The organism is Ruegeria sp. BHSA162, assembly GCF_059613385.1.
The window spans coordinates 1-12,159 of sequence record NZ_JBXWSK010000095.1; the positions used below are offsets into that span (position 1 = coordinate 1).

Annotated in this window: 13 protein-coding genes; 4 read left to right on the top strand and 9 right to left on the bottom strand. The window is 61.3% G+C overall.

Features of this window, described 5'->3' with window-relative positions; translation table 11 throughout:
* Nucleotides 1-877 (top strand): aminomethyl transferase family protein (locus AC2FM5_RS17555; protein ID WP_496737119.1); only part of this gene is annotated, 877 nt, incomplete at its 5' end.
* Between the two features lie 40 nt (nucleotides 878-917).
* Here the strand turns inward: AC2FM5_RS17555 and AC2FM5_RS17560 are convergent.
* From AC2FM5_RS17560 to AC2FM5_RS17575, 4 genes are all read right to left on the bottom strand, one after another.
* Nucleotides 918-1,253 (bottom strand): carboxymuconolactone decarboxylase family protein, encoded by a 336-nt coding sequence (locus AC2FM5_RS17560; protein WP_496737121.1) that lies wholly within the window; start codon nucleotides 1,251-1,253, stop codon nucleotides 918-920.
* A 69-nt stretch (nucleotides 1,254-1,322) separates the two neighbouring features.
* Nucleotides 1,323-1,976 carry a DUF938 domain-containing protein gene (locus AC2FM5_RS17565; RefSeq protein WP_170366703.1) on the bottom strand — a complete coding sequence of 218 codons (654 nt, stop codon included), beginning with the start codon at nucleotides 1,974-1,976 and terminating at the stop codon, nucleotides 1,323-1,325.
* Complete coding sequence (locus AC2FM5_RS17570; protein WP_496737123.1) at nucleotides 1,976-3,040, bottom strand: NAD(P)/FAD-dependent oxidoreductase; 1,065 nt, start codon at nucleotides 3,038-3,040, stop codon at nucleotides 1,976-1,978. Before AC2FM5_RS17570 ends, AC2FM5_RS17565 begins: the two co-directional genes overlap by 1 nt.
* Complete coding sequence (locus AC2FM5_RS17575) at nucleotides 3,037-3,978, bottom strand: aldo/keto reductase (RefSeq protein WP_496737125.1); 942 nt, start codon at nucleotides 3,976-3,978, stop codon at nucleotides 3,037-3,039. Before AC2FM5_RS17575 ends, AC2FM5_RS17570 begins: the two co-directional genes overlap by 4 nt.
* A 150-nt stretch (nucleotides 3,979-4,128) precedes the next feature.
* On the opposite strand from AC2FM5_RS17575, the gene AC2FM5_RS17580 reads away from it, so the two are divergent.
* The 3 genes from AC2FM5_RS17580 to AC2FM5_RS17590 all read left to right on the top strand — a co-directional run bounded on the left by AC2FM5_RS17580 (nucleotide 4,129) and on the right by AC2FM5_RS17590 (nucleotide 6,433).
* On the top strand, nucleotides 4,129-4,506 hold the full coding sequence (locus AC2FM5_RS17580) for a hypothetical protein (protein WP_170368933.1): 378 nt from the start codon (nucleotides 4,129-4,131) through the stop codon (nucleotides 4,504-4,506).
* A gap of 3 nt (nucleotides 4,507-4,509) precedes the next feature.
* The gene (locus tag AC2FM5_RS17585; RefSeq protein WP_170337786.1) at nucleotides 4,510-5,742 is read left to right on the top strand and encodes an HlyD family secretion protein; all 1,233 of its coding nucleotides are present in this window, start codon (nucleotides 4,510-4,512) and stop codon (nucleotides 5,740-5,742) included.
* Nucleotides 5,743-5,812: 70 nt separating this feature from the next.
* Entirely contained in the window at nucleotides 5,813-6,433 is a 621-nt protein-coding gene (locus AC2FM5_RS17590) for a CDP-alcohol phosphatidyltransferase family protein (protein ID WP_170362846.1), read from the top strand.
* Between the two features lie 53 nt (nucleotides 6,434-6,486).
* Here AC2FM5_RS17590 and AC2FM5_RS17595 read toward each other — a convergent pair whose 3' ends face one another.
* From AC2FM5_RS17595 to xdhC, 5 genes are all read right to left on the bottom strand, one after another.
* The gene (locus AC2FM5_RS17595) at nucleotides 6,487-7,560 is read right to left on the bottom strand and encodes a BMP family ABC transporter substrate-binding protein (RefSeq protein ID WP_170337473.1); all 1,074 of its coding nucleotides are present in this window, start codon (nucleotides 7,558-7,560) and stop codon (nucleotides 6,487-6,489) included.
* Between the two features lie 32 nt (nucleotides 7,561-7,592).
* A complete protein-coding gene (locus AC2FM5_RS17600) occupies nucleotides 7,593-8,513 on the bottom strand; it encodes an ABC transporter permease (protein ID WP_170337474.1) in 921 nt (306 codons plus the stop codon).
* 2 nt (nucleotides 8,514-8,515) lie between these two features.
* Nucleotides 8,516-9,598, bottom strand: a complete 1,083-nt coding sequence (locus tag AC2FM5_RS17605; protein WP_170337475.1) for an ABC transporter permease — start codon at nucleotides 9,596-9,598, stop codon at nucleotides 8,516-8,518.
* A gap of 62 nt (nucleotides 9,599-9,660) precedes the next feature.
* Entirely contained in the window at nucleotides 9,661-11,178 is a 1,518-nt protein-coding gene (locus AC2FM5_RS17610; RefSeq protein WP_170370916.1) for an ABC transporter ATP-binding protein, read from the bottom strand.
* On the bottom strand, nucleotides 11,175-12,110 hold the full coding sequence (gene xdhC, locus AC2FM5_RS17615) for a xanthine dehydrogenase accessory protein XdhC (protein ID WP_496737129.1): 936 nt from the start codon (nucleotides 12,108-12,110) through the stop codon (nucleotides 11,175-11,177). The genes AC2FM5_RS17610 and xdhC overlap by 4 nt, the downstream gene beginning before the upstream one ends.
* Between the last annotated feature and the right edge of the window lie 49 nt (nucleotides 12,111-12,159).

Here is a 12,159-nt window from a genome sequence, read left to right on the forward strand (position 1 = left end):
CCACGGCACCACCCGCACCGAATACACCATCGTGCGGCTGAAAGAGAACGAGTACTACCTCGTCTCGGCCGGTGCCTGGACCGAGTATGACGCCGACTTCCTGCGCAAGGCGGCCGAGGACAAGATGGACGAGTTCGGCTACATCGAGATCCAGGACGTGACCACCCAGTGGGGCGTCTTTGCCATCGCCGGACCGAAATCGCGCGATGTGCTGAAAGAGGTCATCAAGGACGCCGAGCCGGAAACCGCCCTGTCGAACAAGCGCTTCCCGTGGCTGTCGGCACGTCAGATCGAACTGGGCATGTGCCCGGTCAACGCGATCCGCGTGGCCTATACCGGCGAGCTGGGCTGGGAACTGCATCATCCGATTGAGATGCAGAACTACTTGTTCGACCTTCTGGAGACGGCCGGCGAGAAGCACGGCATGAAGCTGGTAGGTGCCCGCGCCCAGAACTGGCTGCGGCAGGAGAAATCCTATCGCGCCTTCGGCACCGAACTGGGCCGCGACGCCACCCCGCTCGAGGCCGACCTGCCGCGTTTCGTCGATCTGGACAAGGAGTTCCACGGCAAGGACAAGCTGATCGAAACCGGCGTACGGGTGAAATGCTGTACCCTGCTGATCGACGGGCCCGAGGATGCCGACCCGTGGGGCCGCGAGGCGCTGTATACGCCCGAAGGTGAGCGCGTGGGGCGTCTGACCTCGGGCGGGTATTCGGTGGCTTTCAAGAAATCCATCGGCATGGGTTATGTAAAGCCCGATCTGGCCGTGGAAGGTACCAAACTGAAGGTCAAAATGCTGGACCAGCTGTGGGATGCGGTCGTGACGTGCGACAGCCCCTATGACCCCAAGAACGAGACCATCCGCAAGGACGGTTGATCGGACAGAGGCCCCGGACAACTCCGGGGCCTTTATTTGGCTATGCGCTGAGTTCGTCGAAGCACTCCAGCGCCTTGGCTGCGTACATCATCGACGGACCGCCACCCATCTGGATCGCCATGGCCAGAACGTCCGAGAATTCCTCACGAGAAGCGCCGGCCTTGACCAGTGTTTCGGTGTGCAACGAAATGCAGGGTTCGCACCGTACTGCGATGGACATGCCCAAGGCGATGAACTCCTTGGTCTTGAAGTCCAGTGCTCTGCCTTCCTTGACCGATTTCCCGAGCGCGCCGAAAGCGCGGGCGGTATCTGGTATGGCTCCGTTCAGGTTGCGCAATCCGCTGCGCGTTTCAGCAAGCTTGTCTGACCAGGTCATGTCTTGTGCCTCTTTTACATATTACATCTTGCATATGTATCAGCGGCGTCGGAACGGCTTTGATCTTGATCAGATCGAGGGCTTTTCTGCGACAAAAGCCAGATTGTTCGCAGGCATTGGAACCACTCCGAAAACCCGCAGCCCTGTGCTTTCCAGATAGTTGCTGATCTGGCTGTCGTCCTTGTAGCCTATCTCGGGGTCTCGCCGGGTCAGGTCGGCATGAAAGCGTCGGTCGCCGTCGCTGATCAGCTTGCCCTGGCGCATGAACGGTCCGTAGAGAACGAACCGCCCCCCGGGGCCAAGGGCCAATGCGGCCTCGGACAGAACATTCCGGGCTTCTTTCCAGCTGATCAGATGCAGCAGGTTGATCAGAATGATAAGGGTCTGGTTGCCAAAGTTTTGGTGCCACCCGGGCAGGGTTGCGTCCAGCTCGACGGCGGGAAGGATGTTTGGCAGGCCCTCCGCATAGGCGTCGATGCTGGCCCGGCGGGCGGGATCGATCTCGCTCGGCTGCCAAGTGAGGTCGGGAAAAATACGGGCAAATGCGGCGACGTGTTGGCCCGTACCGCTGGCCAGTTCCAATGCGTTTCCAGTGGCGATGGGCATCTCGGCCAGCAACGCGCACAAGGCTTCCGTATTTCGGCTGGCCGCAGGAGCGATCATCTTGGCGCCGTCACCCTGAGAGGCGACGCTTGCCGTCGGAGGCAGTTTCCGCCCGCCCATCAGCGTAACCGGGTCACGGATAGCGCGGAGACCATCGCGGCATCCAACTCGGGCGCGCGGCCCAGCGCAAGATCAGCAACCAAACGCGACGCGGCCGGTGCGGTTTGAAACCCGTACCCTCCCTGACCGGCAGACCAGACAAAGCTTTCATCCGACGGGTCGGGACCCAGAACAAGCGTGCCATCCGGGGCAAAGCTGCGCAGCCCGGCCCAATTGGTCTCGACACGGGTGACCGGGCTGGTCACCATTTCTTCGTATCGGGCCAGGCCCTCGGCCAGCACCATATCGTCGGCATAGGCGTCATGCGGTTCCACCGGGTCGGCCTCGGACGGTGACACCAATAGCTTGCCGGCATCCGGTTTGGCGTACCAGGTCTCACCCGCGCCCAGCATCATCGGCCAGTTTTTCACATCATGGCCCCCGGGTGCTGGCAGTCGGGCCATGGAACGGCGGCGCGGCGTGATCTCGATCGATGCGATCCCGGCCATCCTTGCGATCTCGTCCGCCCACGCGCCAGCGGCATTGACGATGGTGCGCGCCTGAAAGACATCGGCCGCTTCCACCAGCCAATTGCCGTCCTTGCGGATCCGCGTCACTTTTTGGCGGGTCAGTACCGATCCCGCATTGGCGCGAATGGTGCGGGCGAAATCCTGCAGCACTCGGTCGGTGTCGATGTCGTAAGCGCCCTCACTCAGCGCCGCGTACGCAACGGATTCCGGGTTCAGGACCGGAACGTGGACCAACGCATCGGCGACTGAGATTTCTGCCATTCCCAGCTCGCTCAGGTCTTTGCGGAACTGGTCGGCCTGATCACTTTTGGCCACCAGCATCAGCCCGCGCGGGGTCAGATAGTCGTTCGTAAAAAAGAACTCGGCGCTGGCCTTGTTCAGAGCCACGACCGAAGGTGGGCCATAACCTTCTTCGAACAATGCCGCCGATCGCCCCGAGGCGTGATAGCCCAGCGCGTCCTCGGCCTCGAGTACGGTCACCGATCCATGCTCGGACAGACGCGCGCCGGCGCTGAGACCGGCAATACCGCCGCCGATAATAAGAAAATCAATCACTGGACCTCCTCCAGCCGGTCCGTCGCCGGTGGCGGCGTCTGGCTGAGCGCCGTGATGCGGGCATAGAGATTAGCCGGAAGGTCGAACGTCAGCGCAGCCAGCGACGGTGCCAGCTGTTCGGCAGATCTGGCCGATATGATCGGCGACGGGGCAAACGGGCTGGCGGCAACCCAAGCGACGGCAAGAGTCGCCGGATCCACGCCGGCCTGATGTCCCAAACGGGCCAGCTCGGCAGCTGTTTCGGCCATCCATTCAGCTCCATAGCGGCTGGCATATCGGTCATCTTCGGACAGCCGACCGGCTGCACCGCCATGGGAGTACTTTCCGGTCAGCAATCCGCCACCCAGCGGCGAGTAGGCAAAAACCGAGATACCTTGATCCGCACACATCGGCAGGATCTCGACCTCGGCCTGCCGCTTGACGAGGTTGTACATCGGTTGCAGCGCGTCGATGGCCAGGCCGAAATCTGCGGCGACGCGCACGGCTTTCATCACTTGCCAGGCGGCAAAGTTCGACAAGCCGACATAGCGGATCTTGCCCGCGTCTTTGAGCTGGGCAAAACACTCCATGGTTTCGGCAAGATCGGTGTCCGGATCGAACCGGTGCAGGTACAGCAGGTCGACCACGTCCTGACCCAGGCGTTTGCGGGACATGTCTAACTGCGCACAGATGTTGGCCGCGCCGGCGCCGCCTGTGTAGCCCGCTTTGGTGGCGATCGTCAGTTGCTCGCGTTGAGACGCGATCATCTGGCCCAGCAACGTTTCCGACGTACCGTCGGTATAGACATAAGCTGTATCGAAATGCGTGATGCCGGCCGCGCGACAGGCGTCGAACATGGCCCGGCTTTGTTCGGCATCGGCGCGGCCCCCGAACTGCATCGTGCCAAAGGTGAAACGGCCAATGTCAGTGCCGTCGGGATTGGAAAGCCTGAGTGTCATGAGAGTGCCTGAAATGAGCCCGACGAACGGGGGTCTTTGATCAATTGTCGTCCCAAGTTTTAATCAGGGTTGAATTTGAGCATCAACCCTTCCAAACATTCACAACCAAAAATGCAGGAGGGCAGGGTGACCACCGCAGACCTACACCCAATGGCCACAGGGCACATTCCGTCATATGTGACCCAGGCGGATGGCAGCGATTTTCTTTTCAATTTCATGGTGATCTTCACGGTTGGTCTGATCCTGCTGATCGGTGTCGCGTATTTTACGTTGCACTCGATCCCCGAGAAGATGGCCCATGAAAACAACCACCCGCAGTTTCAGTTGGTTGGTATCCTGGCGTTGTTGGCCCTGTTTACGCACAACGGGTTATTCTGGGTTGCCGCCATCCTGGTTGCAGGTTTTCAGTTTCCTGACTTTGCTGCGCCCCTGCGCGCGATTGCAGATGCAATTCGGTCACTGGCACCCGGGGCGTCTCCTCCGCCCGCCGAGCCGGACCCTGAGCCCACCGCTCCGCAGGAGCACTGACGCATGATCGAAACATTTCTGTGCGCACTGGTCACCGTTCTGCCCGACTTTCTGTTCCGACGCTTCGTTCAGGGAAAACGGATAGGCCACGAAATCACGCTGTTCACCATGTGGTACGAACTGCGCTGGGGGCTGACCGCCTGCGCGATCCTTGCGCTGACGGTGATTACCACGCTGTTCTACTTCCATCCGGCAAGCAAAACGGCGGCGTCCTATTTCCGGACCGTGACGATTCTTCCGCAACTGGGTGGGCGCGTTTCCGAGGTCTATGTCACCAACAACCAGATGGTCACCGCGGGTCAGCCGATCTTTCGTATCGAGGATTTCACCCAGCGCGCGCAGGTCGAAGCCGCACATGCCCAGATTGCTCAGATACAGGCCTCGCTGAAGGTCGCGCAAACGGATCTGGCCGAGGCCGAAGCCGGCATTGCAGGCGCGCAGGCGGCGCTGGCGCAGGCGCTCGAGGATTTGGAGCGCAACACCACCCTGCGCGATCAGGGATCCAGCGCAGTCCGCCTGACCGAGATCGAGCGACTGGAGAACCTTGTCGCCGAGCGCGAGGCAAAGGTTCTGGCCGCGCAATCCCAAAAGGCGGCCGTTGTTCAGAAGATCGAAGAACTGATCCCTGCCCAGTTGGCGAGCGCAGAGGCGCAGCTGGATGCCGCTCTGGCCGAATTGGACAAGACGACAATCAGCGCCGGTGTGACGGGCCGGGTCGAGCAGTTCGGGCTGCGGGTCGGCGATTTTGTCAGCCCGCTGATGCGCCCGGCGGGGATTCTGGTTCCGACGGATTCCGGCCGCGACCGGTTTCAGGCGGCTTTCAACCAGATGTCTGCGCAGGTGATCAAACCGGGAATGATCGGAGAGCTGGGCTGTATGACACGGCCATTCACGGTGATTCCGGTCGTTGTGGTCCAGGTGCAGGATGTGATCCCTTCGGGGCAGATCCGGCCCACCGACGAATTGCGCGACGTTCAACAGAACACAACCCCCGGATCAATCCTCGTGTATCTCGAGCCGCTTTATGAAGGGCTGGCCGACAAGGTCCCCCCGGGCAGCAACTGTCTTGCCAATGTCTACACCGACAATCACGACAGGCTTGAACACGAAGATCTGGGATTCTGGGAAAGGGCATTCCTGCATGTCGTGGACACGATCGGTGTGGTTCATGCGGCAGGCTTGCGATTGCGTCTGATCCTGATGCCGGTGAATACGCTGGTTCTAAGCGGTCACTGATGGCGGGAACGTGAGTGCTCTCGCGCTATTGTGTCTGGAAATGGCGCCTGTCCCCGGTTAACTGCCGCACATGTTTGATGCGCAAATCCGCCCGATTATCGACCCGGCCCTGAACGCTCAGGGCCGTTTTCTCGCGCGGTTGGGCTTTACGGCAAACCAGGTGACGCTGATAGGGCTGGCTCTTGGTTTGGTCGCAGCGGGCCTGATCGTGGCTGGCGCGACGTACTGGGCGTTGGTGCCTTTGCTGCTGTCGCGCCTCGCGGATGGCCTGGACGGTGCCGTTGCGCGTGCCCGGGGCGGCACCGATTTCGGTGGTTATCTGGATATCACCTGCGACTTTCTGTTCTACGGCGCGATCCCCTTCGCATTTATTCTGGCTGACCCGGCCTCCAATGGCGTGGCCGGTGCTTTCCTTCTGCTGTCCTTCTATTTCAACGGCACCAGTTTCCTGGGCTTTTCGCTGCTGGCCGATCGGCACGGTTTGAAGACCGACGCCAGAGGGCAGAAGGCCCTGTATTTTTCCGGTGGGTTGCTGGAGGGGGCCGAAACGATTGGTTTCCTTGTTCTTGTGTGTCTGGTGCCAGATGCGTTTGCCGCCTTGGCGTGGATATTCGGCAGCTTGTGTTTCCTGACCGCCACATCCCGGATCGTGTTGGCAGCGCGCAGTTTCGGCAACCGTTCCGGGAACTGAAAAAGCCCGCCGTTTCCGGCGGGCTTTGGGTTTGTTGACAGTACATGTCCCGCTTATTGCGGGATGTCGCCTTCCAGCCCTTCGACATAGAAGTTCATGCCGGCCAGAGTGCCGTCATCGGCCACTTCGCCCTCGGCCAGCCAGGCGCTGCCGTCTTGCTTGTTCAGCGGCCCGGTGAACGGGTGATAGCTGCCATCTGCAATCGCGGCTTTCAGGGCCAGCGCCTCTTCCTTCACGTCGGCTGGAACGGCGTCGGAAATCTCGCCGATTTCAACCATGCCTTCCTTGATGCCGTCCCAGGTGTTCACCGACTCCCAGGTGCCGTCCATCACGGCCTGGGTGCGCGCGATGTAGTAGGGCGCCCAGTTGTCGATGATCGAGCTGACGCGCGGCATCGGAGCATATTCGCTCATGTCCGAGGCCTGGCCGAAAGTGATCACGTTGCCGGCTTCTTGTGCGGCCGCCTGCGGTGCGGTCGAGTCCGTGTGCTGCAGGATCACGTCTGCGCCCTGTTCGATCAGAACCTTCGCCGCGTCGGCCTCTTTCGCCGGATCGAACCAGGTGTAGGCCCAGACGATCTTGAACTCGACATCCGGGTTCACCTTCTTGGCGTGGATGAAGGCCGAGTTGATGCCGCGGATCACTTCGGGGATCGGGTACGAACCGATGTAGCCGATGATGTTCGACTTGGTCATCTTGCCGGCGATATGACCTTGGACAGCGCGACCCTCATAGAAACGCGCCGAGTAGACCGACACGTTGTCGGCGGTCTTGTAGCCCGTTGCGTGTTCGAATTTCACGTCCGGGAATTTCTTGGCCACGTTGATGGTCGGGTCCATGTAGCCGAACGAGGTGGTGAAGATCAGGTCGGCGCCTTCCAGCGCCATCTGGGTCATGACGCGCTCGGCATCCGGGCCTTCGGGCACCGATTCCACGTACACGGTTTCGACCTTGTCGCCAAAGTGCTTCTCGACGGCCTGACGGCCCTTGTCGTGTTCATAGGTCCAGCCGCCGTCGCCCACCGGGCCGACATAGACGAAACCGACCTTTGTCTTGTCCTCGGCCACGGCGCCCGTGGCAAGGCCAAGTGCCATGGCGGCGCTTGCCAGAAGTGAAGTGAATTTCATTTAGTTACTCCCCAAGTTGGTACAGTTGGCCTCTAGTGCGAGGCGTGGAAGGTCCGGCCCAGTGAGGCAGGTGCGCTGCTCTTGTCGGCCGAAAGGATCACAAGCACAAGGATCGTGATGATGTAGGGCGACATTGCCAGATACTCGACAGGTATGGCAACGCCCGCTGCCTGCAGATTAAGCTGCAAGACCGTGATTCCGCCAAACAAATAGGCACCCAGCAAGGCACGCCACGGTTTCCAGCTGGCAAACACCACCAGAGCCAGAGCAATCCAGCCGACTCCGGCGGTCATGCCTTCGGTCCACTGAGGGACCCGGATCAGGCTGATATATGCACCGCCAAGCCCCGCACAGGCCCCGCCGAACAGGATCGCCATAATGCGGATCTTGATGACCTTGTAGCCGAGAGCATGCGCGGCATCGTGGTTCTCACCCACCGCACGAAGGATCAGCCCGACGCGGGTGTATTTCAGAGTGGCCCATACCGCTGCCGTCAACGCGATCCCGACATAGAGGATCGGATCATGTTGGAACAGGATCGGGCCGATGACCGGAATATCGCTGAGCAGCGGGATATGGATGTCCCCCATGCTGGGCGGTTTGATGCCCACATAGCTTTGGCCCAGAAGTGCACTGAAGCCCAAGCCAAACAGCGTCAGCGCAAGACCGCTGGCCACCTGGTTCGCCAGCGCGAACTGGGTCAGCAGAACGAACAGCAACGACAGCAGTGCACCGCCAACGGCCGCCGCGACGAAACCCAGCCATGGCGAGCCTGTCTCGACCGAGATCGCAAATCCGCTGATTGCGCCCACGATCATCATGCCTTCGACGCCGAGGTTCAGAACGCCGGCCTTTTCGACGACAAGCTCTCCGATCGCCGCAAGCAGAAGCGGTGTTGCGGCAACCATCAATGAGGCCAGCAAAAGAACAGGATTAATTTCTCCAAGGTCCATGGTCACGCCACCTCGCTACGGGCCGCACGGATGCGGTAGTTGGTCAAAAGATCGAAGGCCAGCAGGAAGAACAGAAGCATTCCCTGGAACACCTGGATGGCCGCAGCGGGTAGCCCCAGCTGGGATTGTGCGATTTCGCCACCGATATAGGTCAGCGCCATCAGGCCGCCGGCCAGCAGGATGCCCACCGGGTGCAGACGGCCCAGAAACGCCACGATGATCGCGGTAAAGCCGTAGCCCACGTTGAAGTCGATGCTGACCACGCCGGACGGGCCCGAGACCTCGAACATTCCGGCAAGACCGGCCAACGCGCCCGACAGCCCCAGGCAAAACAGGATCAGCCGGGGGGGATTCACGCCGGCAAATCGTGCCGCGCGCGGAGCTTCGCCTGTAAGGCGGATGTGAAACCCCAGCATGTGCCGGTTCAGCAGGACATAGGCAAAGATCACCGCGACAAAGGCCGCGACGACGCCCCAGTGCATGCCTGTTCCGGCAAACAGTTCGGCATTGTGGGCACTTTCATAGGACTGCAGGTTGCGCGAGCCGGGAAATCCGAATCCTTCGGGGTTTTTCAGCAGACCCAGCGACATCGAGGCCAGAAACTGCTCGGCCACGTAAACCAACATCAGGGAAACGAGAATCTCGTTGGTGCCGAACCGAACCTTGAGCAAGGCGGGGATCATCGCCCAGATCCAGCCGCCGAACGCGCCGGCGATCACCATGATTGGAAAGACGTACCACGCATCCAGCGGGTAGAAGGCCAGGCCGGCCGCGGCGCCGAAGATAGCGCCCATGATGTACTGGCCCTCGGCGCCGATATTCCAGATGCCGGCGCGGAAGCCCAGCGACAGACCGATGGCGATCAGAACCAACGGTGCGCCCTTCACCAGAAGTTGCGGTCGGTAGTAGAATGAGAACTCGCCGAACAGGGGTTCCCAGAAGATGGTTCCGATTGCTTCGACCGGGTTCTTGCCCAGAATTGCAAACAGCAACCCGCCGAAGACCATGGTCGCCAGCACTGCGACCAGAGGGGTGGCATAAGACCACGCTTTGGACGGCTGTGGCCGTTTCTCCAACACTATCATTTGCTCATCCCCCCAAAGTCTTCGTCTTTTTTGGATTCTTGCGCCAGAGGCGGCAGTGTAGGCTACACATGGGCCACCTCCATCCCATGCGCGCCGCCCATCATCAGACCGATTTCTTCGACGGTCAGGCCCGTTGTGGGTCGCGGAGCGCTGAGGCGCCCTTCGTTCAAGGCGGCGAAACTGTCGGAAATTTCCATCAGTTCATCCAGATCCTGGCTGATGCAGACCACCGCCGTTCCCTTGGCCGCAAGGTCCAGAATGGCCTGACGGATCGCAGCGGCTGCGGCGGCGTCGACGCCCCAGGTCGGCTGGTTCACGACCAGCACTTCGGGGTTTTGCAGGACTTCCCGGCCGATGACGAATTTCTGCAGGTTGCCGCCCGACAGCGACCGCGCGGCGTTTTCCGGCCCCGGGGTCCGCACGTCGAATGCCTGAATGATCTTCTCCGCAAACACGCGGGTGTCGGCCCATTTCAAAAAACCGTTCTTCTCCAGAGACTCGCGCACCGAGCCGGTCAGCAGAGCGTTTTCCGTCAGGCTCATGTCCGGCGCCGCGGCATGTCCCAACCGCTCTTCTGGGGCCGTCAGCACACCCAGTCTGCGCCGGGCCGTCGGGCCCAGTTTGCCGATCGGCTGGCCGTTGAAGCGGATCGCATCCGCGTCCGTCAGGATTTCACCGGACAAAACGCCCAGCAGTTCGTCCTGACCGTTGCCCGCCACGCCGCCGATACCCAGAACCTCGCCCTTGCGGACGGTCAGGTGCACGTTCTTCAGTGCGGTCCCGAATTCGGAAGGGGACGGAACCGAAAGCCCGGAAACATCCAGCGCGACGGGTCCGAACTCGCGCCCGGACCGTTCAGGAGTCTGAAGGGCTGATCCCACCATCATTTCTGCCATGTCGCGGGCGGATGTTTCGCTGGGTGTGCATTCACCCACGTTCTTGCCCAGCCGCAGAATGGTGGCGTGGTCGCACAGCGTGCGGATTTCCTCCAGTTTGTGCGAGATGTACAGGATCGAAGTTCCTTCCGACCGCAGTTTTTTCAGTGTTTCGAACAGGATATCTACCTCTTGCGGGGTCAGAACCGAGGTAGGTTCGTCCATGATCAGCAGCTTTGGGTCCTGCAGCAGGCAGCGGATGATCTCAACTCGCTGGCGTTCACCGGCGGACAGGTCACCAACCCGACGATACGGATCCAGCGGCAGGCCATAGGTCTCCGAGACCTCGCGAATACGCGATGCCAGATCACCCATCGGCGGCGGGCTTTCCATGCCCAGGGCGATGTTTTCGGCCACGTTGAGCGCGTCGAACAGCGAAAAATGCTGGAACACCATGGCGATGCCGTCGGCACGGGCCGCACGCGGCTCGGCCGGCGCATAGGGTTGGCCGCGCAACAGCATCGTGCCGCTGTCCGGCTTGACCAGCCCGTAGATCATCTTCACCAGCGTGGATTTTCCCGCGCCGTTTTCGCCCAGGAGGGCGTGAACTTCGCCCTCACCGATGTCAAAGGACACGTGGTCGTTGGCCACGACGCCGGGATAGGCCTTGGTCAGCCCCTGCAAGCTCAGTAGTGGAGTGGTCACGCGCTCTGGTCCTTCTTCAAGTCGTTCTGTCGGGCGGGGCGCAGAATTTGCGCTGCCACACCAACTGCGATCATCTGCGGGTGCTTGCCCAACGATGGGTCACCGATCGGGCAGGTGATCCGGGCGATCTGAGCCGGTGAGTGACCCAGCGCAGCCAGGCGCGAACGGAATCGCGCCCATTTCGTAGCCGAGCCGATCAGCCCGGCAAAGTGAAAACCGTGCGTCAATAGCCGGTTGCACAGTTCCAGATCCAGATTGTGTGAATAAGTCAGCACCAAGTGCTCGGCTTGGACCGGTGCGTGGCGCACGAGGTCGGCCGGGTTCGCTGCCGGAACCACGGTTACACCTGCTGGGATGTCAGCTGGAAACCGGTCGGCGGCGGTGTCCACCCAGGTGATGGCAAGATCGGGGAGAGGCGACAGCACATCCACAAGCGCCCGTCCGACATGACCGGCCCCCCAGATCCACAATTGGCGGGTCGGTGTGTGCACCGGCTCGATCATCCAGCCGTCAAGCAATTGTGGGTCAGGCGCGATACCCTGTGCGCGTGCGGTTGCCAGCAGCCGCTTGACCGACAATGGCATGTCACCACCGGCAGTCGGGCGTGCGATGACGGTATCGTCCAGGGCCTCGATGGATTTCAGGTCATAGACCTCGCTCAACAGCGTTACGGCACCGCCGCAGCATTGCCCGAGGTCCGGACCCAACGCATGGCGGGACAGGCGGGTTGGGCTTTGCTGGACCCGGGCGGCCTCAGCCGCCTGATACTCCAGCGTGCCGCCCCCGATCGTTCCGGATTGCCCGCCCTTCCAGACCAGCATCGCGGCGCCGACCTCGCGCGGGGACGAGCCTCGGATTGCGGCCATGACCACGCGGGTCACCTTGCCATGCGTTTTGACCGCCTCCCTCAAAGTCTCCCGGTCAAATCCCATCAGCTACCTCCACGCATGCGTTGAATGGCGGTCCAGACCTCTTCGGCGG